Origin of the sequence: Serratia sp. X10, from assembly GCF_017811775.1 — a bacterium.
In the GTDB taxonomy this organism is placed as follows: domain Bacteria; phylum Pseudomonadota; class Gammaproteobacteria; order Enterobacterales; family Enterobacteriaceae; genus Serratia; species Serratia ureilytica.
The window spans coordinates 162,735-185,640 of record NZ_JAEIOH010000009.1; the positions used below are offsets into that span (position 1 = coordinate 162,735).

Genomic DNA, 22,906 nt, shown 5'->3' on the forward strand with positions numbered 1-22,906 from the left:
GGAATCGCCGGACAATTTGCAAACACAACATCACAACCACAAGCCAAAAGTTCATCGGCGTCCTCGACACCCACTCCCTTTTCGTTCCGGCCCGGGAAGTGCCGCCACTATAGGTATTTGCTGGCGCATCCTCAACGGACAAATTATAATGGCTCGGATTAAAAAAACTAATGGCAATGCGCCGTTAGCGTTTACCGATGGCTTGCCACGCAAAGCCGCCCGATTTTCGGCGCCGAATCATTCGGATTAATGTTACACAAAAGTAGCTAATTTAATGTCTAAACGCTTACCTCCCCTCAATGCGCTGCGCGTGTTCGATGCGGCCGCTCGCCACCTGAGTTTCACCAAGGCGGCGGAAGAGCTGTTCGTGACTCAGGCCGCGGTGAGCCACCAGATCAAGTCGCTGGAGGACTTCCTCGGGCTGAAGCTGTTTCGTCGGCGCAACCGCTCGCTGCTGCTGACCGAAGAGGGGCAAAGTTACTACCTCGATATCAAGGAGATCTTCTCTTCGATCAACGAGGCGACGCGCAAGCTGCAGGCGCGCAGCGCCAAGGGGGCATTGACCGTCAGTCTGCCGCCGAGCTTCGCCATTCAGTGGCTGGTGCCGCGTCTGTCCGGCTTTAACTCAGCTTATCCGGGGATCGATGTGCGCATCCAGGCGGTGGACCGCGAAGAAGACAAGCTGGCGGACGACGTCGATGTGGCGATTTTCTACGGCCGCGGCAATTGGCCGGGGCTGCGCGCCGAGCGCCTGTATGCGGAATATCTGCTGCCGGTTTGTTCGCCGAGCCTGCTGACCGGCGATCATCCGCTGAAAACCGCAGACGATCTGGCTTATCATACGTTGCTGCATGACGTTTCACGCCGTGACTGGCTGGCCTATACGCGCCAGCTGGGGTTGCAGCACATCAACGTGCAGCAGGGGCCAATCTTCAGCCACAGCGCCATGGTGGTGCAGGCGGCGGTGCACGGCCAGGGCGTGGCGCTGGTGAACAACGTGATGGCGCAAACCGAGATCGAAGCCGGTCGCCTGGTGTGCCCGTTCAACGATGTGTTGGTCAGTAAAAACGCTTTTTATCTGGTATGTCATGACAGCCAGGCAGAACTGGGTAAAATAGCCGCCTTCCGGCAGTGGATCCTGGCGCGCGCCGCCAGCGAACAAGAGAAGTTCCGCTTCCGTTACGAACAATAAGGCCGGCCGCCGCCTTGCCGCGGCCGGTGATTTTTAATGGGATAGATCACCATGAGCAGCCGTTCCATGCTGGTTTTCGCCGCTATCAGCGGCTTTGTGTTTGTCGCGCTGGGCGCATTCGGCGCGCATGTGTTAAGCGGCACGCTGGGCGCCAACGAAATGGCCTGGATCCGCACCGGGCTGGAATATCAGGGGTTCCACACCCTGGCTATCCTGGCGCTGGCGGTCGCGATGCAGCGCCGCGTAAGCCTGTGGTTTTACTGGAGCGGAGCGCTGTTGGCGTTCGGCACCGTGTTGTTCAGCGGCAGCCTCTATTGCCTGGCGCTGTCGCACCTGAAGGTCTGGGTATATATCACGCCGGTTGGCGGCGTGTGCTTCTTGATCGGCTGGATATTGATGTTGATTGGCGCTTTGCGTCTGAGGAAAAAGGCCGAGCGCCATGAATAAGATTGCGTTGTACTGCCGTCCCGGCTTCGAAAAAGAGTGTGCGGCGGAGATCACCGATAAAGCCGCCCAGCTGGAGATTTACGGCTTTGCGCGGGTAAAAGAGCACAGCGGTTACGTGTTGTTCGAATGCTATCAGCCGGACGATGCCGACCGTCTGGCACGGGAAATTCCGTTCCGCGAACTGATTTTCGCCCGCCAGATGATCGTGGTGGGGGAGCTGTTGCGCGATCTGCCGCCGGAAGATCGGGTATCGCCGATCGTCGGCATGCTGATCGGCGTGGTTGATCGCGGCGGCGAGCTGCGGGTGGAAGTGCCGGACACCAACGAAAGCAAAGAGCTGATGAAATTCTGCCGCAAGCTGACGGTGCCGCTGCGCGCCGCGATGCGTGAGCAGAAGGTGCTGATGGCGCGGGAGAACCCGACTCGCCCGGTGGTGCACGTGTTCTTCATCGCGCCGGGCTGCTGTTACGTCGGTTACTCCTACAGCAACAACAACTCACCGTTCTATATGGGCATTCCGCGTCTGCGTTTCCCGGCCGATGCGCCGAGCCGTTCGACGCTGAAGCTGGAAGAGGCGTTCCATGTGTTCATCCCCGCCGACGAGTGGGACGAGCGCCTGGCCAGCGGCATGCATGCGGTCGATCTGGGGGCCTGCCCGGGCGGCTGGACCTATCAGTTGGTGAAGCGCAGCATGATGGTGCATTCGGTGGATAACGGCCCGATGGCGCCGAGCCTGATGGAAACCGGCCAGGTAACGCATCACCGCGCCGACGGCTTCAAGTTCGAGCCGAACAGCAGCAAGATCTATTGGTTGGTGTGCGACATGGTGGAAAAACCGGCGAAGGTGACCAGCCTGATGATTCAGTGGCTGGTGAAAGGCTGGTGCCGCGAAGCGATCTTTAACCTCAAACTGCCGATGAAAAAGCGCTATGAGGAAGTGTCGCAAAACCTGATGAACATCCGCGAAGCGTTGAGCGCCGCCGGCATCAGCGCTGAAGTGCACGCCAAGCAGCTGTATCACGATCGTGAAGAGATCACCGTGCACGTGCGCCGCATGTGGTCGGCGGTGCCGGGCCGCCGCGACGAGCGCGATTAACCGCGTTAAACCTGATGAAGGGCGCTGCTTGCAGCGCCCTTATTGTATCGGCAGGCGCAGCTGCTGCAGGTTGCCGTCCAGCGACAGATCGGTGCGCAGCGTGGCGACCCGTTTGCTGACGTAGGCCAGCTCGCGGTGCTGTTCCAGTTTGCCGCGCCATTTTTCCGGCACCTGCTCCAGGTGCTGATAGATCCCGTCCAGACTGCCCGACTGCTGCAACAGCAGCACGGCGGTTTTCGGCCCGATGCCGGCCACGCCGGGGATCTTGCTGCTGCCGATCCCCGCCAGCCCCCAGTAGTCCGGCAGTTGCTGCGGCTGCACGCCGAATTCCTGCTGCACGAAAGGCATATCCAACCAGCGTTTCTGGAAGTAATCGCGGATCTGTACGTTCGGCGCCAGCAGTTGGCAATAGCCTTTGTCGGTGGAAACGATGGTCACCTGGTGGCCGCCGCCGGCGACCTTCGCTGCCAGCGTGGCCGCCAGATCGTCTGCCTCGTTGCCGGGCGAATGCCAGCTGGCGACGCCCAGTTCGGCGAAGGCCTCACGCAGCTGCGGCATCTCCTGCTGCAGGTTTTCCGGCATCGGCGAACGCCCGGCCTTGTAGTCCGGCAGAATTTTGTGGCGCCAGCTTTCGCTGCGGTCGTCCTCGTCAAATACCGCCACCGCGTGGGTCGGGCGGCTGTGCTGAAGCAACTGCTGCAGCGCGTGGCGGCAGGCGTTGACGCAAGGGGAGCCCTGTACGGCGTGAATGCGGCGGATGAGGTTCAGGGCGTCGACAATCAGTAGGTGTATCATCATGGGCGGTAAGGTCAGAAAAAACAGGGCGGCCGTTACGCCGCCCAGGATTGAGGATCAGGCGACGATTTCGTAGCAGGGCACATAGGCGCTGCCCGGCAGCTTCATGCGGTGCTGGGCGACAAAGCCCTGCAGCAGGCTGTCCATCTGCTTCATCATCTGCGGTTCGCCGTGCAGCTTGTACGGGCCGAACTGCTCAATGGCGTGGATGCCGTTTTCCTTCACGTTGCCGGCCACGATGCCGGAGAAGGCGCGGCGCAGCGCGGCGGCCAATTGCTCCGGCGGCTGGTTCGGATACAGATTGAGGTTCGCCATGTTCTCGTGGGTCGGCTCGAACGGCAGCTGCAGATCCGGCGCGATGCGGATCGACCAGTTGAAGCTGTAGGCGTCGCCGGTGTTGCGGCGGTTTTCCTTCACCAGCGGCATGGCTTTTTTCATCTGCCGTGCCACTTCCGCCGGATCGTCGATGATGATGGTGTAGTGACGGCGCGCGGCGTCGCCCAGCGTGTTCATGATGAACTCGTCCAGCACGCGGAAGTAGTCGGCGCTCTCTTTTGGCCCGGTCAGGATCAGCGGCAGCACCTGCTCGCTGTTCTCCGGGTTCATCAGGATACCCAGCAGGTACAGCAGCTCTTCGGCGGTGCCGACGCCGCCCGGGAAGATGATGATGCCGTGCGCGATGCGCACGAACGCTTCCAGACGTTTTTCGATGTCCGGCATGATCACCAGCTCGTTCACCAGCGGGTTAGGCGGCTCGGCGGCGATGATTGACGGTTCGGTCATGCCGATGAAGCGGCTGTTGCGGTAACGTTGCTGCGCGTGACCGACCGCCGCGCCTTTCATCGGCGCTTCCATGGCGCCCGGCCCGCAGCCGGTGCAGATGTTCAACTCGCGCAGGCCCAGCTGGCTGCCGACCTTGCGCGCGTACAGATATTCGTTCTCGTTGATCGAGTGCCCGCCCCAGCACACCACCATGTTGGGATCCTCATCCAGATGCAGCGTGCGCGCATTGCGCAGGATCGAGAACACCAGGTTGGTGATGTGGGCCGAGTTTTCCAGGTTCAGGTGCTGGAAACGGCCGGCGCTGGCGATTTGGCCGTGCACGAACAGAATGTCGCGCAGCACGGCGAACAGGTTGGCCTGCAGTGAACGGATGATGCGGCCGTCGACGAACGCTTCTTCCGGCGGATTGACCAGCTCCAGCTTCACGCCACGCTCGCGGCGCAGCACATTGATGTCGAAGGTTTCATAGCGCGACAGCAGCTGTTTGCTGTTGTCGGTTTGGCTGCCGGAGTTCAACACGGCCAGCGAACAGTTGCGAAACAGGCGGTACAGGTCGCTGCTGGCGGTGCGTTTCAGCATGTCTACTTCCAGCTGCGACAATAAATCCATAGAGCCAAGCGGGCTGATGTGTGTAATCAAGGTAACTCCTTTGCACCCGGTGCGGGGCGGTAGTAATCCATACGCAGCAAAACAGCATCTCGTTATGGTTGGCGTGCTGCGGCGAAGCGGGCGCTCTGCCCGGCCGCAGCCTCGTTTTAACCTTACCGCCGTCCCTGCGCTTTTACCAACACAAACCGCTCGTTAGCTCAGTTGTTGAGCAATGTTTCGCACTTATTGGCGCGCCAGGCGACCGTGCTCGGGAGCGAACGCGACGTTGCTGCGCCACGGGTTGATGTCCAGCCCGCCGCGGCGGGTGTAGCGGGCGTAAATCGTCAGGCTTTGCGGCCGGCAGTAGCGCATCAGATCGTTGAAGATGCGCTCGACGCACTGCTCGTGGAATTCGTTGTGCTGGCGGAAGGAGACCAGGTAGCGCAGCAGCGCTTCGCGATCGATCTTGCCGCCGCGGTAGCTTATCTGCACCGAGCCCCAGTCCGGTTGATGGGTGATCAGGCAGTTGGACTTCAGCAGGTGGCTGACCAATTGCTCTTCCACTACCTCTTCACCGGCGGCGTTCAGCAGGTAGTCGGCGTTGAACTCATAATTGTCGATGCGGATATCCTGCTGGTCGATGCAGTCGCCGGCCAGACGAGCGATCGGCGTGCCTTCCAGCTGCTCGACGCTGAACAGGGTGACGCTTACCTCGCCCTGGGCACAGGCAGACAGATCGCGCTGCAGGGTGCTGCGCACCGTTTCCCAATCGGCGAACGGGGTTTGGTTGAAGCTGTTGAGATACAGTTTGAAGCTTTTCGATTCGATCAGGTTCAGGCTGTCGGCGTTGAGGCTGATCTCGCCGACCGCCACCTGCGGCAGCCCGTTGGCGTTCAGCCAGGAGAGTTCGTACAGCGTCCAGATGTCCGCGCCGTGGAAGGGCAGGTTGTCGGGATACAGCCCCAGCGGCTCGCGGTTCATGCTGCGCGGCACCGCCTGCAGCAGCGCGGCATCGTAGCGATCGCGGTAGGCGGTGGGTTTGCCCAGCGTCAGCCCTGACAGGGCCTGGTGGTCTTGATAGGAGGACATCTGCTGTCACCTCGGTCAGAGATAGGTACAATGGCCGTCAGTTTAACGTATGCGAGAAAGAATATGGACCATGATGTATCGCACGCTCTGCGTGAATTCACTCAACGCTATGTCGAGTTGTGGCAGCAAGCGCGCGGCCACGCGCCGGCCAGCGAGGCGCTGTACGGCGTGCCGTCGCCCTGCATCGTGGAGAATCGCGAGGACGAGGTGCTGTGGTTGCCGCAGCCTTTCGAGCCGGCGGCGACGCTGGAGAAGGTAGAAGCCGCGCTGGAGCTGCGTTTGCAGCCGGATGCGCACCGTTTCTACACGCAGCAATACGCCGGTGACATGAGCGCGCAATTTGGGGAGCATCGCCTGAGCCTGCTGCAGGTATGGAGCGAAGGGGATTTCATCCGCCTGCAGGAGAATCTGATCGGCCATCTGGTGACGCAAAAGCGCCTCAAATTGTCACCGACCCTCTTCCTGGCGACCACCGAATCCGAGATGACGATGGTGTCGTTGTGCAACGTCAGCGGCAACGTGGTGCTGGAGCAGTTCGGCAGCGATAAGCGCACCTTGTTGGCGGCGACGCTGGGGAATTTCCTCGATGCGCTGCGCCCAGTGCTGGACTGAAGCGTGGCGGATTCGCCGTCGGTCGTGTGAGAGATCTCTCACACGGGCTGTGAGAGATCGCTCTTAATTTTTTTCACCTCTCTTTGGACCATGAGATTATTGTTATCCAGATCAATTGGTTAGAATTTCTTTAGGATAACTCTTAGTCTTAATTTAGTGTGAGACACCTCTCAAACCCTTGTGATTCCGGGAAATTTGAGCGATCTTATCATTACCGGCACGGACCCGGCGGAGCAGGAAAGCATCAGGATGATGCAGCTTCAGGAAGAAGAAAGGGATGCGCTCAGGCAAGAGCGAGGGATGGCGTCAGGAGATGCCCAGGATGTTTCAGGATTGAAACCAAGGACACCTCCAGGACGGAGATTGAGAGCCGGCGCAGGACTGTCGGCGGGTCAGGAAGGCTGAGGAACCGCGTCAGGACGATGCTGCAGGATGATGCAAGGACCACTTGGTCAGGATGGCCGCAGGAAAAGTTTTCAAGGATTGAGCAGGGAGCATGCTGTGTAGCGGGATGGCTATAAAACGAACCGGGGGCACTGTTAACGCAGTGCCCCCAACTTTTTGTTCTATCCCGCCGCGCGTGCGCCCCGTCTCAATCCTTCTTCCGCGTTAACCAATCGCGCCCAGCGTATCGCCTGCGCCCTGTTTTTTCGGCAGCAGGAACAGCGTGGCGTAGATATCCAGCAGGTAAATCGCCGCCAACAGGCTGATGGCGGCGGTAAACGACACCTGCGTCACCAGCGCGCCGATCACCAATGGCCCCAGGCCGCCGACGCCGCGTCCCAGATTGAACAGGATGTTTTGCGCGGTGGCGCGCGCTTGCACTGGGTAGGTATCGGAAATCAACGCGCCGTAACCGCCGATCATGCCGTTGACGAACATGCCCATCACTGCGCCGGCGAACAGCATCAGCATCGGATCGCTCAACTGGGTGTAGCCGATCACCATCACCACCGCGCCAATCTGATACAGCACGAAAATCTTCCAGCGGGCGAAGCGGTCGGCCAGGACGCCGAACAGCCAGATGCCGAACGTCATGCCGACCACCGTCACCGCCGTCCACAGGCCGGACTTGGTGAGCGAGAAGCCGAAGTTTTTCGCCAGATAAGTCGGCATCCAGATCATCAGCCCGTAGTAACCGAAGTTCTGCACCGAACAGAGAATGAAGATGCCGATGCTGGCCTTGCTGGTGGCGCGATCCTTAAACAGCAGGCGCAAACGCTGAAGGAAGGTGAGCGGCTGCCCGGCGTCTTTCTGCCGCACGAATTCCTCCGGTTCGCCCAGCGTGCGGCGGATCAGGAATGACGCCAGCGCCGGCAGCAGGCCGACCAGGAACATGCCGCGCCAGCCGATATGTTCCAGCAGCAACGGCGTCAGGAAAGCGGCCGCCAGCACCCCCAACTGCCAGCCCATGCCGACGTAAGCCGAAGCGCGGTTGCGTTTCTCCGCCGGCCAGGCTTCGGCGATCAGCGCCATGCCGATGCCGAACTCGCCGCCCAGCCCGATGCCCGCCAGCGTGCGATAGGCCAGCAGGTCCCAATAGCCTTGCGCCACGGCGCACAGGCCGGTGAACAGGGAAAACATCAGGATGGTGATAGTCAGCACCCGGATGCGGCCGAAGCGATCGCTGAGATGGCCGAAGATCACGCCGCCCAGCACCGCGCCGATCAGCGTCCAGGTGACCAGCGAGCCGGCGGCCGATGAGGTTAATCCTAATTCGATGCTGATGGCCGGCAGCATAAAGCCGAGGATCAGCAGGTCAAACCCGTCCATGGCGTAACCGGTGACCGAGGCCAGCATGGCCTTACCGGGCGTCGCGTGATTTTTTTTCTCTGTTATTACGGACATGAATCTTTATCTGTGTGGTGAATTCGGTGGGCCTATTGTGCCGCGCGGCGGCGCACGCCACCAGATAAAAACGGCAGCCGGTCTCGGGCTCGCCAAATTTGGGCTATAAAAATGCTATGCTTTGCCGCCTTTCAGCCAGCGAGCTGAATATCATGATGAAAAGAGATCGGGAATGCAGATGAGTATACATAATCAGGTTCGCCGCAGTTTGCAGGCGATTGAACAATCCATGCGCGATTTGGCCTTGTGGCAGGCCGCGCCGCCCGAGCCTGAGGCTTTCTCCAGCACCGAGCCGTTCTGCATCGACAGCATGTCGGCCGAGGCTTGGCTGCAGTGGGTGTTTCTGCCGCGCATGTATGCGCTGTTGGACGCCGAAGCGCCGCTGCCGACGCGTTTTGCCATCACGCCTTACTTCGAGGAGGCGTTGAAGGAGCGTGAGCCGAGCAGCCTGCCGCTGTTGGTGCTGCTGCAGCAGTTGGATTTGATGTTGAATAAAGAGTCGTAATTCGCCGGCGGCGCGCAGATTTTTGCCGCCCGGCAGTGTAGAGTACTCGCGCGGATGCCGGGCAGGAGAGCCGACGGCGTCTTTCGGCTCGGTTAAACCGCGGCGGTTGACCGGGGGGCTGCATTAGGATGATGAGGTGCTGCAATAATGGATTTATTAAGGTTTATCCTGCGTTTACCTTTTACCCTGGTTAAGGGCGTTTGCCGCCTGCTGGGTGGGGGCTTGTCGCTGTTGGGGCGGCTGCTGAGACCGCTGGTCGGCAACCTCAGCTGGCGCGCGCCGGCCTGGTGGGCTGCGCTGCCGCGCGGTTTTCTGCGGCTGGAAAGCGGCGTGGATAAACACCCGAAGGCGATCGGTCTGGGCCTGCTGCTGCTGGCGGGCGCCGCGGGTGGCGCGTTTTACGGTTGGCACTGGTGGCAAAACCGCCCCCAGCCCATCGAACCGGCGCCGATGGTGGTTCAGGAGGTCAGCGCATCGCTGGCTAACCCCGCGCCGATAGATTACACCGCCGCCCGGCAAGTGCCACAAACGGTGAGTCTGGCCTTCAGCGGCTCGGTCGCGCCGATCGCCGCGGTGGGCAAAACCGTGAGCGCCGGCATCACCCTCAAACCGACGGCGGAAGGACAGTGGGCGTGGAACAATGAATCGACGCTGGTGTTCACGCCGAAAAAGCCGCTGCCGATGGGCGCGAAATATGACGTGACCCTCGAGCCCGCCATCTTGCTGGCGCCGCAGGTCAAACTCGCCAAAACCCGCTATGCCTTCACCGTGCCTGCGTTCGACTACCGTCTGGGGCAGGCCGAGTACTACCGCGATCCGCAGAATGCGCAGAAACGCAGCGCGATTTTCAATCTGCAGTTCAACGCGCCGGTCGACGTCGCCAGCTTTGAAAAACAGATTTCGCTGGGATTGAAAGAAGGCAGCGCCACCTCCGAGAAGAAGCTGAATTTCTCTCTGGTCTATGACGAGAAAAAACTGAACGCCTGGGTGCATTCCGAGCCGCTGCAGGCGCTGGATCAGGGCGGCGCGGTACATCTGACCGTCGGCAAGGGCGTTAAATCGACGGCGGCCGGCAACGTGGTCGAAGAGGCGAAAAGCAACTGGGTCAAGGTCCCCACCCTGTACAGCCTGGCGCTGAGCGACGCCAGCGCCCAGGTGGTGGACACCGACGGCGGTAAAGGCCAGCGTGCGCTGGTGGTTGGTTTCAGCGATGCGGTGAAGGATAAAGAGCTGGCGCGGGCCGCGAAAGCCTGGCTGCTGCCGCAGCACGATCCGAGCGATGCCGAGGCCGCCAATGATGCTGAAGATTTTTACCCATGGACGGTAGACAGCGTCGGCAAGAACGTGCTGGCGCAGGCGACGCCGCTGCCGTTGACGCTTAACGAGGCGGAAGAGGCCTATCAGCCGCAGTTCAGCTTCCGTTTTGACGCCCCGGCGCACCGCTTTATGCTGCTCGAGATCGATAACCAGCTGGTCTCCGCCGGCGGTTACAAAATGCCGAAGAAGGTTTATCGGGTGGTCGAAGTGCCGGAGTTCCCGAAATCGCTGCAGTTCATGTCGCAGGGCTCGCTGCTGTCGGTCAATGGCGACAAGCAGATCAGCGTGGCGGCGCGCAACGTGGCGGGCCTGCGGCTGGACATCAAGCGGGTGATTCCGAGCCAGCTGCAGCACATTGTCTCCTTCAAAAGCCGAGAGTATTCGTCCACGGAATTCAACCGGCTCAACGACGAATATTTTACCGAACACTTCAAATACCAGACCGCGCTTAACAACGAGCGGCCGGGGGAAGTGAACTATCAGGGCATCGATCTCTCCCGTTATCTCTCCACCAACGCCAGCTCCCATCGCGGAGTGTTCCTGTTGACGCTGTCCGAATGGCAACCGAACCGGAAACCGGCGGCGGAAGAGGCGGGTGCCGAGCAGGAGCAGGAACAGGACGAGAGCGCAGGGGAAGAACAGCCCGACGTCGGCGATTCGCGTTTTGTGGTGGTGACCGATCTGGGCATCGTCGCCAAGAGCTCGCAGGATAAGACGCGCGACGTCTTCGTGCAGTCGATCCAAAGCGGTGCGCCGGTCAGCGGCGCCAACGTATCGGTGGTGGCCAAAAACGGCGTGACGCTGCTCAGCCAAACCACCGGCGCCGACGGCCACGTGCGTTTCCCGGCGCTGGATGTGTACACCAACGAGCGCCAGCCGGTGATGTTCCTGGTGGAGAAAGAAGGGGATGTCTCCTTCCTGCCGACCGGCAGCTATAACGATCGCGGGCTGGATTTCTCGCGCTTCGACGTTGCCGGTGAACAAACGCCGACCGATCCGCGCACGCTCAGCAGCTACCTGTTCTCCGATCGCGGCGTGTATCGGCCGGGAGATACCTTCAATATCGGCCTGATCACTCGCGCCGCCGACTGGCGCGTTGGCCTCGCCGGCGTGCCGGTGCGCGCCGAAATTCGCGATCCGCGCGACAAGCTGATGTCCACCGTGCCGCTGACGCTGGGCGCCAGCGGTTTCAACGAACTGAGTTATACCACCGATGAAAACTCGCCCACCGGCGAGTGGAACGTTTATCTGTATCTGATCGGCAAAAACAACGACACCTCTACGCTGCTCGGCCATACCGCAGTCAATGTGAAGGAGTTTGAGCCGGATCAGCTGAAAGTGAAGCTGGCGTTGACGCCGGACCGCCAGCAAGGTTGGGTCAAACCGTCTGAGCTGAAGGCCAGCATCGATGTGCAGAACCTGTTCGGCACCCCGGCGCAAGATCGCCGCGTGACTACCAGGCTGACGCTGCGGCCGATGTATCCGAGCTTCGATCGCTTCCCGGATTATGCGTTCTACGAAAACCGGCAAAACAGCGACGGGTTCGAAACCGAGCTGGAAGATCGCACCACCGATGAACACGGTGCGGCCGATATTCCGCTCGATCTGGAATCTTACGCCGACGCCACTTATCAGCTGCAGCTGTTGTCGGAGGCGTTCGTTGCCGGCGGCGGGCGCTCGGTGGCGGCTACCGCCCGTACGCTGGTTTCGCCTTACGATTACCTGATTGGGGTGAAGGCCGACGGCGATCTGGGTTACATCAATCGCGACGCGGAGCGGCATCTGAACGTGATCGCCATCGATCCGGCCCTGAAACAGATCGCCATGCCGAACCTGAAACAGGTGCTGATAGAGCAAAAATATATTTCGGTGCTGACCAAGCAGGATTCGGGCGTTTACAAATACCAGTCGAAGATGAAGGAAGTGCAGCTCTCGGAACAGCCGCTGGCGCTGGGCGAACAGGGCGCGGATCTGCGACTGGCGACCGATAAGCCGGGCGACTTCGTGTTGGTGATCGAAGATGCGCAGGGCAAGACGCTTAACCGCGTCGCCTACAGCGTAGCCGGCAACGCCAACCTGAGCCGTTCGTTGGATCGCAACGCCGAACTGAAGCTGAAACTGAACCAGGCGGAATACCAGCCCGGCGAAGAGATCGAGGTGGCGATTAACGCGCCCTATACCGGCAGCGGCTTGATCACCATCGAGAAGGACAAAGTTTACGCCTGGCAGTGGTTCCACACCGACACCACCAGCTCGGTGCAGAAGATCCGTGTGCCGGCCGGCATGGAGGGCAACGGCTACATCAACGTGCAGTTCGTGCGCGACATCAACTCCAGCGAGATCTTCATGAGCCCGCTGAGCTACGGCGTGATGCCGTTCAAGATCAGCACCAAGGCGCGCCAAAACAGCCTCGAGGTGACGGCGCCGGAGGTCATCAAGCCGGGTGAAAACCTGACGATGACGGTCAAGACCGATGCGCCGCAGCAGGTGGCGCTGTTCGCCGTCGATGAGGGCATTCTGCAGGTGGCGCGTTATCGCCTGAAGGATCCGCTGGAGTTCTTCTTCAGCAAGCGCGAACTGAACGTGAGCAGCTCGCAGATCCTCGATCTGATCCTGCCGGAATTCAGCAAGCTGATGGCGCTGACCGCGGCGCCGGGCGGCGATGCGGGCGAAGGGCTGGATCTCAACCTCAACCCGTTCAAACGCAAGCGCGACAAGCCGGTGGCCTATTGGTCCGGCATTACCGAAGTCAGCGGCGAGAAGCAGTTCGTCTACCCGGTGCCGGATTACTTCAACGGCAAGATCCGCGTCATGGCGATTTCGGTGACGCCGGAGAAAATCGGCAAGGCGCAAACCGCCGCTACAGTGCGCGACAGCTTCATCATGACGCCGAACGTGCCGGCGATGGTGGCGCCGGGCGATGAGTTCGACGTCAGCGTGGGCGTCAGCAACAACCTCGAAGGGCTGAACGGCCAGTCGGTGGCTGTCAATGTTCTGTTGACGCCGCCGCAGCAGCTGGAAGTGGTGGGCAACGCGACGCAAAGCCTGACGCTGGCGGAAAAACGCGAAGGCGTGATCACCTTCCGTCTGCGCGCCAAAGCCGTGCTGGGCGATGCGCCGTTGGTGTTCGACGCCCGTTACGGCGACCAGGCCAGCCGTCGCACCGTCAGCACCTCGGTGCGGCCGGCGGCGCCGTACCGCACTCAATCGGTGATGGGGCGCATGAGCGGCGGCAGCCAGAATGTCGATGGGCTGCGCCAGATGTTCGACGCCTTCGCGCAGCGCCGGGCGGCGGTGTCGAATTCGCCGCTGGTGCTGACCAGCGGGTTGGCGCAATACCTGGCGGATTATCCGTATTACTGTTCCGAGCAGATCGTCAGCCGTTCCATTCCGCTGATGTTGCAGAGCCGCCATCCAGAGATGAAAAGCAGCCTGAGCCAGGCGGAAGTCAGCAAGCAGCTGCGCAACCTGCTGGGGGTGCTGCGCGCCCGTCAGAACGACAGCGGGGCGATTGGCGCCTGGCGTTCGTCGCCGGATGCCGATCCTTTCGTCACGCCTTATGTGGTGCAATATCTGCTCGAGGCCAAAGCGGCGGGTTACGCCCTGCCGGAAGGCATGCTGGACGAAGCCAACGGCGCGTTGCGTGAGCTGGCGGCCAGCGGTTTCGACGATCTGTATCTGCTGCGCCTGCGCAGTTGGGCGGTCTACCTGCTGACGCTGCAGGGCGAAGTGACCACCAACTCGCTGGCGGCCGTGCAGGATACGCTGCAAAAACGCTATGGCGAAGGGTGGAAAACCGATCTGAGCGCGCTGTATCTGGCCTCTTCCTATCGCTTGTTGAAGATGGACGACGAAGCCGCCGCGCTGTTGCAACCGAGCTGGCAGCAGCTGAGCAAGGCCTATGACAGTGCCTGGTGGACGCAGAACTATTTCGATCCGCTGGTGCAGGATGCGACGCGGCTGTATCTGATTACCCGCCACTTCCCGGAGAAGGTGGCGTCGATTCCGCCGCAGGTGCTGGAGAATATGGTCAAGGCACTGAAAGAAGAGCGTTATACCACCTACTCTTCCGCGATGAGCATTCTGGCGCTGGAAAGCTATTCGACCCAGGTGGCGGCGCAATCCGCCAATGCGGACGCGTTAGGCATCGTGCAGGTGGGCAAAAGCGGCGGCGACCCGCAGCGCATCAGTGAGCTGCAGGGGCTGTTCGTTCAGGGGCAGTTCAACGCCGATGCCACCGCCGTGCGCTTCACCAACGGCGGCAACGCGCCGGCCTGGTATGTGGTGACGCAGGCCGGTTACGATCTGAACGCGCCGCAAAAAGCGCTGTCGCGCGGGATTGAGATCGTCCGCGAGTACACCGACGAACAGGGCAAACCGGTGACGCAGGTGACGCTGGGGCAGAAGATCAACGTCCATCTGAAGGTGCGCGCCAACTCGAAAGAGGGGCAGAGCAACCTGGCGATTGTCGATCTGCTGCCGGGCGGGTTCGAAGTGGTGCAGCAGACGCCGCCGGAACCGGCCGATGCCGGTGAGGAGAGCGACGATCGCGATGGCTGGCAGTCGCCGCTGGCCGCCACCGGCTCCACCTGGGCGCCGGATTACAGCGATATCCGTGAAGATCGGGTGATTATCTACGGCAGCGCCGGCACCGAGGTGCAGGAGTTTGTCTATCAGATCAAGGCCACCAATACCGGCAGCTTTATTATTCCACCGGCCTACGGCGAAGCCATGTATGACCGAGAAGTGCAGGCCATGTCGGCTGGCGGCGGCAAGCTGGTGGTGGTGCCGGCGGGCAACGACTAGGCCGTATCCGGCGCCAGGCCAGCGTCTGGCGCCGGAATGCTGAGAACGTATGAAGATCCTGACCGGGCGCGTGCTGCAAAACGGCTTGATGGCGGTGTTTTTACTGGCTCTGCTGTTGACCGCAATTCGGCTGTGGCCGCATCCGCCCCTGTGGCAGGGGCTGCCGCAGTCTTCCGTTTATTACGACAGGCACGGCGCGCTGTTGCGCATTACGCTGGCCAACGACGATCGCTACCGGCTGTGGACCCCGCTGGAGCAAGTGTCGCCGCTGGCAGTGCGCGGCTTGCTGCTGCACGAAGATCGCTGGTTCTACTATAACCCCGGCTTTAACCCCGTCAGCCTGATGCGCGGTTTCTGGCGCAGCTATGTCGCCGGCGGCAAAATGCAGGGCGGTTCGACCATCAGCATGCAGCTGGCGCGCATGCGCTGGCATCTCAATACCCGTACGCCGGGCGGCAAGGTGTTGCAGGTGCTGCGTGCGGTGCAGCTGGAACTGAGCTACTCCAAGCGCGATATCCTGGAAGCCTATTTGAATTACGCGCCCTACGGCCGCAACATTGAAAGCATCGGCGCCGCCAGCCTGATCTATTTCGCCAAGTCGCCGCGGGAGTTGACTCTGCCGGAGGCGCTGACGCTGGCGGTCTTGCCGCAGTCACCCAGCTACCGTCTGGAGCCGAAAACCGGCGTGCTCGGCGCGGCGTTGACGCAGGCGCGCAATCGTCTGTTCCAGCGTTGGCAGCAGGTTTACCCGACCGACGCCAGCCAGCAAACGCTGTTCCGCCTGCCGTTGGCGCTGCGCCAGCCTGAGCAAGTACCCTATATCGCGCCGCACTTTATCGAACAGCTGCGCCTGCAGACGCAGCAACTGGTGCAACGTGATACCCGCGTCGATACCACGCTGGACGCCGGGTTGCAGCGGCTGGTCGAGCGGCAGGTCAATGCCTTTATCGCCCGCAACCGCAGCCGCGGCATTCAGAATGCCGCTGTGCTGCTGGTGGACAGCCGCGATATGGGGGTGCGTGCGCTGGTGGGATCGGCGGACTATTACAATCGCCCTATTCAGGGGCAGGTGAACGGCACCAACGCCAAACGCTCGCCGGGATCGACGCTGAAGCCGTTCATCTATGCGCTGGGCATGGAGCAGGGCGTGCTGCATCCGATGACTATCCTGAAAGACGTGCCTTCGTCGTTTGGAGCCTATGCGCCGGAAAATTTCGACCGGCGCTTTCTCGGCCCGGTGACCGCCACCGACGCGCTGAATTTCAGCCGCAATATTCCGGCGGTGTATGTCGCTTCACAGCTGCGTCAGCCGACCTTTTATCAGTTTTTACGCCTGACCGGCGTCGCCAATATGGCCAACGAAAGCCACTACGGGCTGTCGTTGGTGCTGGGCGGCGGCGAGGTGACGGCGCAGGAATTGGCGAAGCTGTATGCATTGCTGGCGAACCGCGGTGAGCTGCGGCCGCTGCGCATGCAGGTTAACGCGGCTGAATCGGCGCCGGTGCGGCTGTTGAGCGAGGAGGCCAGTTTCATCACGCTGGATATGCTGCGCCAGCACCGGCGGCCGGGCGATACGCTGGCGCAGCGTTCTTCGTCGCTGCCGGTGTACTGGAAGACCGGCACCTCATGGGGCTTTCGCGACGCCTGGAGCGTCGGGATTTTCGGCCCTTACGTGCTGGTGGTGTGGGAAGGCAACTTCGATGGGCGCGGCAACAATGCGTTGGTCGGCGCCGAGGCGGCCGCGCCGCTGTTTTTCAATATCATCGACAGCGTCAACGCCAGCTATCCCGCCCTGCGGGAACCGAAACATCCGTTCCCCAAGCGGCTGCGGCGGGTAGACATCTGTCTCGCCAGCGGCGATCTGCCGACGCCGTGGTGCCAGCAAAAGGGCAAGACCTGGTTCATTCCCGGCAAGTCGCCGATCAAGGTAGACAGCGTCTACCGGCCTGTGGTGCTGGATATTCACAGCGGCGAGGTCGTTTGCCCGCCGTATGACGCGGCGCAGACCCGCACCGAGGTCTTTGAGTTCTGGCCATCCGATCTGGCCAACGTGTTCGCCCAGGCCGGGCTGCCGAAGCGGGCGCCGCCGGTCAATCGCTGCAAGGACAACGGCATCGCCGTCGGCGGCAACGCGCCGCGCATCACCTCACCGCTGAAGAACACCACCTATACCCTGCGTCAGTCGCAGCAGGGTCGGGATAAAATCGCCTTCAGCGCGGTGACGGACGCCGACAGCAAGACGGTGTACTGGTTCGTCGACGATATCTATCTCGGCAGCAGCGCCAGCAAAAAGCCGATCGACTGGCGGCCGATCAACAACGGGCGCTACCGCATCCGGGCGGTGGACGATCGCGGCCGCGCTGATACGCGCCTGGTGACCATCGAATGGGTGAACTAGCGTTGCGTGTCATGCCTGTTATACTCGCGCCCGAAACGGCTATTGACCTGGGAAAGCGATGTGATTGAGATTTTGTATCAGGATGAACACCTGGTGGCGGTGAACAAACCGTCGGGCTGGTTGGTGCACCGCAGTTGGCTGGACCGTCATGAAACTCGCTTTATGATGCAGACGGTGCGCGATCAGCTCGGGCAGCACGTTTTTACCGTGCACCGTCTCGATCGTCCGACCTCCGGCGTGCTGCTGATGGCGCTCTCCAGCGAGGTGGCGCGTCTGCTGTCACAGCAGTTCGAGCAGCATCAGGTGCAGAAAACCTACCATGCGGTGGTGCGCGGTTACGTGCAGGAGGGGGCGACCCTCGACTACCCGCTGACGACGGAGCTGGATAAAATCGCCGATAAACATGCCGATGCCGACAAGGGGCCGCAGCCGGCGGTGACGCACTACCGGCCGTTGGCGCAGGTAGAGATGCCGGTGGCCGTCGGCCGCTACGACAGCGCGCGTTACAGCCTGGTGGAGCTGCAGCCGGAAACCGGCCGCAAGCACCAACTGCGGCGCCATATGGCGCACCTGCGCCATCCGATCATCGGCGACAGCAAGCATGGCGATCTGCGGCAGAACCGCGGTATGGCGCAGCATTTCGGCTGCCCGCGCCTGATGCTGCACGCCAGCCATCTGCAGCTGTCGCACCCGGTGACCGGCGAACCGCTGCAGGTGACGGCGCGCTGGGACGAGGCCTGGCAAGGGGTGATGGCGCAGTTCGGTTGGGCAGGGGTATTCCCTGAACTTGCCGGGGTTGAGTTTAGCGCGGCTAACGGTCAGGATAGCTGACAATTTTTAAAGGTAATGAAGGGAGTAGGAGCCATGGCTCAGGTTGGTATCTTCGTGGGAACGGTCTACGGCAATTCGCTGCTGGTGGCGGAAGAGGCGCAAAACATCCTCAGCGAGCAGGGCCATGAGGTCAAACTGTTCGAAGAGGGCACGCTGGAGGCCTGGCAGTTTTATCGTCAGCACTACGCGCTGGTGATCACCTCCACCACCGGGCAGGGCGATCTGCCGGACAGCATCGCGCCGCTGTTCCACGCTATCCGCGATCAGGTTGGCTATCAGCCGGAGCTGCGCTATGGGCTGATCGCCCTCGGCGACAGCAGCTATGACCACTTCTGCGGCGCCGGGCGCACGTTCGATGCGCTGTTGCAGGAACAGGGCGCCACTCGCGTTGGCGAAGTGCTGGAAATCGATGCGATGGAACAGCCGGAGCCGGAAGTGGTCGCCTGCCCGTGGGTCGAGCAGTGGGGCACGCTGCTGCAGTCATAACGTAAAAAGGCGCCGCAAAAGGGCGCCTTAACGATGATGCGGGTCAACCGATCCGCATTATTTGCCGCGGGTGAGTTTTTCCAGATCGGCTTCGATCTCGGCGATCTTGTGCGACACCACGCCTTCGAGATGGCGCAGGTCGTCGAGGATTTTACGCTTCAGATCCACTTCCACCTGATCGCGTTGGCACAGCTGATCCAGCTCGTCGATCACGTAACGCAGGTTCGGGTTGATCTCGTGAATTTCCTTGTAGCCCTGGCCGGCGTTGTCCGCCACCACGGTTTTACGCTGGCGCGGATACTTGAACTTCACGCTCTTGGCGAAGAACTCGCCCTTGTCCTTGCGGAAATAGATCTTGAGGATGTCGTTGTTGGCCTCTTGACGCAGGCTATAGCGATCGACGTCTTCCGGTTGATTGATGCCCAAACTCTTCAAGTTATCGTACATACTGCGCCCTCTTTAGATGTGATCGTTATATTCCACGACTGCGATTATGGCGGAAAGCGAGATCTGCGACTGTGACTGCCAGCGAAACGCAGACAAAAAAATAGCGGGTGAATCACCCGCTATTTCAATTTAGTCGATAGTGCGCAATAACTCATTAATGCCGACTTTACCGCGCGTTTTGGCGTCGACTTTCTTGACGATCACCGCGCAGTACAGGCTGTAAGAACCGTCTTTCGACGGTAGGTTGCCGGAAACCACCACCGAACCCGCCGGCACGCGGCCGTAATGGATTTCGCCGGTCTCGCGGTCATAGATGCGGGTGCTCTGGCCGAGGTAGACGCCCATCGAAATCACCGAGCCTTCTTCCACGATCACGCCTTCCACCACTTCGGAACGCGCACCGATGAAGCAGTTGTCTTCGATGATGGTCGGGTTGGCCTGCAGCGGCTCGAGCACGCCGCCGATGCCGACGCCGCCGGACAGGTGAACGTTTTTGCCGATCTGCGCGCAAGAACCGACGGTGGCCCAGGTGTCGACCATGGTGCCTTCGTCGACGTAGGCGCCGATGTTAACGTAAGACGGCATCAGCACGGTGTTGCGAGCGATGAACGCGCCCTGGCGCACGGTGGCCGGCGGCACGACGCGGAAGCCTTCCTTCTGGAAGCGCGCTTCGTCGTAGTCGGCGAATTTCATCGGCACTTTGTCGTAGTAGCGGGTTTCTGCGCCGTCCATCACCTTGTTGTCGTTGATGCGGAAAGAGAGCAGCACGGCTTTCTTCAGCCACTGATGGGTGACCCATTGACCGTCGATCTTCTCGGCGACGCGCAGGGCGCCGCTGTCCAGCAGGCCGATCACCTGGTTTACCGCTTCGCGCGTTACGGTGTCTACGTTCGCCGGGGTGATGTCCGCACGGCGTTCGAAGGCGCTTTCAATAACGTTCTGTAATTGCTGCATGCTGTTCTCTTTCCTGATGTTGTCGGTAAAAAGTTACTTGTATCACATTTTATCGTTTGGGGTGAGGGCCTCTGTCAACCGTTGCTCCAACTTTCTGCGCGTTTCTTGGTCGAGCGCGCGCCGCTCGCCGTCGGCCAGGATGAACAAATCCTCGACCCGCTCGCCGATGGTGGAAATGCGCGCGCCGTGCAGCGACAGCCCCAGATCGGCGAACACTTCGCCCACCCGCGCCAGCAGGCCAGGTTGGTCGAGCGCGGTCAGCTCCAGGTAGCTGCGGCGATCGGTATGGGTCGGCAGGAAGGTGACCTCGGTCGGCACGCTGAAGTGGCGCAGCTTGGAAGAGGGGCGGCGCACGCGCGGCGGCTGGTACTCCCGCTGGGTGATGGCCTGCAGCAGCGCCTGGCGGATCGCCGCGTGGCGATCCTGCGCCAGCGGGCTACCGTCTGGCTCCAGCACAATAAAGGTGTCCATCGCCATACCGTCGCGGTTGGTGAAGATCTGGGCGTCGTGCACGCTCAGGTTGCGGCGATCCATCTCCCCGGCGACGGCGGCGAACAGATAAGGACGATCCGGGCTCCAGATGAAGATCTCGGTGCCGCCGCGCGTCGCCTGGCGGCTGACCAGCACCAGCGGCTGGGTGGAATCGTGGGCTAGCAGATGGCGGGCGTGCCAGGCCAGCTGATTCGGCGAGTGGCGCAGGAAATAGTCGGCGCGGCAGCGGCTCCAGATGCGGTGCAGCGCCTCTTCGTCGATGTTGTCCATGCGCAGCAGCGCCAGCGCCTGCAGCCGGTGGTGGCGCACGCGTTCGCGCAGATCCGGGCTGTTTTGCATGCCGCGGCGCAGCTGTTTCTCGGTGGCGAAATACAGCTCGCGCAACAGGCTCTGCTTCCAGCTGTTCCACAGGGTTTCGTTGGTGGCGCAGATATCCGCCACCGTCAGGCATACCAGGTAGCGCAGGCGAGTTTCGCTCTGCACTTCGCTGCTGAACTGCTGGATCACCGTCGGATCCTGGATATCGCGGCGCTGCGCGGTGACCGACATCAGCAGGTGGCAGCGCACCAGCCAGGCCACCAGTTGGGTTTCTCGCGAGTTGAGGCCGTGCAGCTCGGCGAACTCCACCACGTCCTCCGCGCCGAGGATCGAGTGATCGCCGCCGCGCCCTTTGGCGATATCGTGGAACAAGGCCGCCAGCAGCAGCAGTTCCGGGTGCGGCAGGCGCGGATACAGTTCCACGCACAGCGGATGGCGCGGCCGGGTTTGCGGATCGGCGAAGCTCTCCAGCTTCTGCAGCACCCGGATAGTGTGTTCGTCGACGGTATAGGCGTGGAACAGGTCGAACTGCATCTGCCCGACGATCTTGCCCCACTGCGGCATATAGGCCCACAGCACGCTGTGACGGTGCATCGGCACCAGCGCGCGCGACACCGCGCCGGGATGGCGCAGAATGGCCATGAACAGATCGCGCGCTTCCGGGATGGTGCACAGCGGCTGTTTCAGGTGGCGGCGCGCGTGGCGCAGCTGGCGCACGGTGGTGGAGTAAATGCCTTTGATCTCGCGGTTGCGCACCATCAGGTAGAACATGCGCATGATGGCTTGCGGCTCGCGGATGAACAGCGTTTCGTCACGCAGATCGATCAGATCGCCGCGCAGTTGGAAATCGTCGTTCAGCGGACGCGGTTTTTCGGTGGCGTCCAGCGCCAGGATGGCCTCGTCGAACAGCTGCAGCAGCATGTGGTTCAGCTCGCTGACGCGCCGCGTCATGCGGTAGAAGTCTTTCATCATGCGCTCGACCGGTTCGTTGCCTTCGCCTTCATAGCGCAGCAGCTGCGCGACGCTGAGCTGGCGATCGAACAGCAGACGGTTGTCGTAACGCGGCAGCACCAGATGCAGCGCGAAACGGATGCGCCACAGGAAGCTTTGGCACTCGTTCAGCTCGTTGCGCTCGGCCTGGGTGAGGAAACCGAAGCCGACCATTTCGTCCAGCGAGGTGGCGCCGAAGTGGCGGCGCGCCACCCACAGCAGTGTGTGGATGTCGCGCAGGCCGCCGGGGCTGCTTTTGATATCCGGCTCCAGGTTATAGCTGGTGCCGTGGTAGCGCTGATGACGTTCTTGCTGCTCGTTGATCTTGGCGTGGAAAAACTGCGGCGAAGGCCAAAAGCCGTCGCTGAAGATATGTTTTTGCATCTGCAGGAACAGCGCGACGTCGCCGCAGATCATGCGCGATTCGATCAGGTTGGTGGCCACGGTCAGATCCGCCAGCCCTTCCAGCAGACACTCTTCCAGGGTGCGCACGCTGTGGCCCACTTCCAGCTTGAGATCCCAAAGCAGGGTGATGAATTCGCCGACCCGCTGCGACTGTTGCTCCGTCAGCCGGCGCTGGCTGAGCACCAGCACGTCGATATCCGACAGCGGGTGCAGCTCGCCGCGGCCGTAGCCGCCGACCGCCACCAGCGCGGTTTCCGGGATATCTTCAAAGCCGTAGAACGTCCACAGCCGGCGCAGCAGGCGATCGATGAAGTCGCTGCGCGCCGCCACCAGGCTTTCTGCGCTGGAGCCGGCGTCGAACGCCGCCGCCAGCCACAGCTGGAACTGCTCCAGCCGCTGTTTCAGCACCGGGCAGGTGAGCTCGTCGTCGCCGTAGGCGCTGGGGGAGGCGGGCGGCATCGGCACGGCCGGGGCCGCCTGTTGAAGAAGATTGTCAGACATAGTGCG

At 61.5% G+C, this 22,906-nt stretch carries 16 protein-coding genes; 9 read left to right on the forward strand and 7 right to left on the reverse strand.

Annotation, left to right across the window (positions count from 1 at the left end):
• Positions 1-274 precede the first annotated feature (274 nt).
• Genes J9788_RS22685 through rlmM form a run of 3 tightly spaced genes read left to right on the forward strand, consistent with a single transcriptional unit; the run spans position 275 to position 2,735 of the window.
• Complete coding sequence (locus J9788_RS22685; RefSeq protein WP_004931894.1) at positions 275-1,192, forward strand: transcriptional regulator GcvA; 918 nt, start codon at positions 275-277, stop codon at positions 1,190-1,192.
• A gap of 51 nt (positions 1,193-1,243) precedes the next feature.
• Positions 1,244-1,639, forward strand: coding sequence for a DUF423 domain-containing protein (locus J9788_RS22690; RefSeq protein WP_004931896.1), 396 nt, complete (start codon positions 1,244-1,246; stop codon positions 1,637-1,639).
• A complete protein-coding gene (gene rlmM, locus J9788_RS22695; protein WP_015378905.1) occupies positions 1,632-2,735 on the forward strand; it encodes a 23S rRNA (cytidine(2498)-2'-O)-methyltransferase RlmM in 1,104 nt (367 codons plus the stop codon). The genes J9788_RS22690 and rlmM overlap by 8 nt, the downstream gene beginning before the upstream one ends.
• Before the next feature lie 39 nt (positions 2,736-2,774).
• Here the strand turns inward: rlmM and xni are convergent, their stop codons facing one another.
• The 3 genes from xni to queF form a co-directional block, all read right to left on the reverse strand.
• Positions 2,775-3,533, reverse strand: a complete 759-nt coding sequence (gene xni, locus J9788_RS22700) for a flap endonuclease Xni (RefSeq protein WP_046899057.1) — start codon at positions 3,531-3,533, stop codon at positions 2,775-2,777.
• Between the two features lie 54 nt (positions 3,534-3,587).
• A complete protein-coding gene (ppnN, locus tag J9788_RS22705) occupies positions 3,588-4,952 on the reverse strand; it encodes a nucleotide 5'-monophosphate nucleosidase PpnN (RefSeq protein ID WP_019455737.1) in 1,365 nt (454 codons plus the stop codon).
• A 192-nt stretch (positions 4,953-5,144) separates the two neighbouring features.
• Positions 5,145-5,990: an NADPH-dependent 7-cyano-7-deazaguanine reductase QueF gene (gene queF / locus J9788_RS22710; protein WP_182265797.1), complete on the reverse strand. Its 846-nt coding sequence runs from the start codon at positions 5,988-5,990 to the stop codon at positions 5,145-5,147.
• 63 nt (positions 5,991-6,053) lie between these two features.
• Here queF and syd point away from each other — a divergent pair, with 63 nt between their 5' ends.
• Positions 6,054-6,602, forward strand: coding sequence for a SecY-interacting protein (gene syd / locus J9788_RS22715; protein ID WP_182265796.1), 549 nt, complete (start codon positions 6,054-6,056; stop codon positions 6,600-6,602).
• Between the two features lie 609 nt (positions 6,603-7,211).
• Here syd and J9788_RS22720 read toward each other — a convergent pair.
• Positions 7,212-8,450, reverse strand: a complete 1,239-nt coding sequence (locus tag J9788_RS22720; RefSeq protein ID WP_182265795.1) for an MFS transporter — start codon at positions 8,448-8,450, stop codon at positions 7,212-7,214.
• A gap of 178 nt (positions 8,451-8,628) precedes the next feature.
• Between J9788_RS22720 and J9788_RS22725 the strand changes: the two genes are divergently transcribed.
• The 5 genes from J9788_RS22725 (at position 8,629) to J9788_RS22745 (ending at position 18,793) form a co-directional block, all read left to right on the forward strand.
• Positions 8,629-8,955 carry a YqcC family protein gene (locus tag J9788_RS22725; protein WP_182265794.1) on the forward strand — a complete coding sequence of 109 codons (327 nt, stop codon included), beginning with the start codon at positions 8,629-8,631 and terminating at the stop codon, positions 8,953-8,955.
• 147 nt (positions 8,956-9,102) lie between these two features.
• On the forward strand, positions 9,103-15,078 hold the full coding sequence (locus J9788_RS22730) for an alpha-2-macroglobulin (RefSeq protein ID WP_182265793.1): 5,976 nt from the start codon (positions 9,103-9,105) through the stop codon (positions 15,076-15,078).
• A 49-nt stretch (positions 15,079-15,127) separates the two neighbouring features.
• A complete protein-coding gene (pbpC, locus tag J9788_RS22735; protein ID WP_182265792.1) occupies positions 15,128-17,476 on the forward strand; it encodes a penicillin-binding protein 1C in 2,349 nt (782 codons plus the stop codon).
• Positions 17,477-17,536: 60 nt separating this feature from the next.
• Positions 17,537-18,307, forward strand: a complete 771-nt coding sequence (truC, locus tag J9788_RS22740) for a tRNA pseudouridine(65) synthase TruC (RefSeq protein WP_182265791.1) — start codon at positions 17,537-17,539, stop codon at positions 18,305-18,307.
• 33 nt (positions 18,308-18,340) lie between these two features.
• Positions 18,341-18,793: a flavodoxin gene (locus tag J9788_RS22745; RefSeq protein WP_046899062.1), complete on the forward strand. Its 453-nt coding sequence runs from the start codon at positions 18,341-18,343 to the stop codon at positions 18,791-18,793.
• 57 nt (positions 18,794-18,850) lie between these two features.
• Here J9788_RS22745 and J9788_RS22750 read toward each other — a convergent pair whose 3' ends face one another.
• From J9788_RS22750 to glnD, 3 genes are all read right to left on the reverse strand, one after another.
• The gene (locus tag J9788_RS22750) at positions 18,851-19,240 is read right to left on the reverse strand and encodes a DUF3461 family protein (protein WP_004931929.1); all 390 of its coding nucleotides are present in this window, start codon (positions 19,238-19,240) and stop codon (positions 18,851-18,853) included.
• Positions 19,241-19,369: 129 nt separating this feature from the next.
• On the reverse strand, positions 19,370-20,194 hold the full coding sequence (gene dapD / locus J9788_RS22755) for a 2,3,4,5-tetrahydropyridine-2,6-dicarboxylate N-succinyltransferase (protein WP_004931932.1): 825 nt from the start codon (positions 20,192-20,194) through the stop codon (positions 19,370-19,372).
• A gap of 42 nt (positions 20,195-20,236) precedes the next feature.
• Positions 20,237-22,900 (reverse strand): bifunctional uridylyltransferase/uridylyl-removing protein GlnD, encoded by a 2,664-nt coding sequence (gene glnD, locus J9788_RS22760; protein WP_033652507.1) that lies wholly within the window; start codon positions 22,898-22,900, stop codon positions 20,237-20,239.
• Positions 22,901-22,906: the final 6 nt, after the last annotated feature.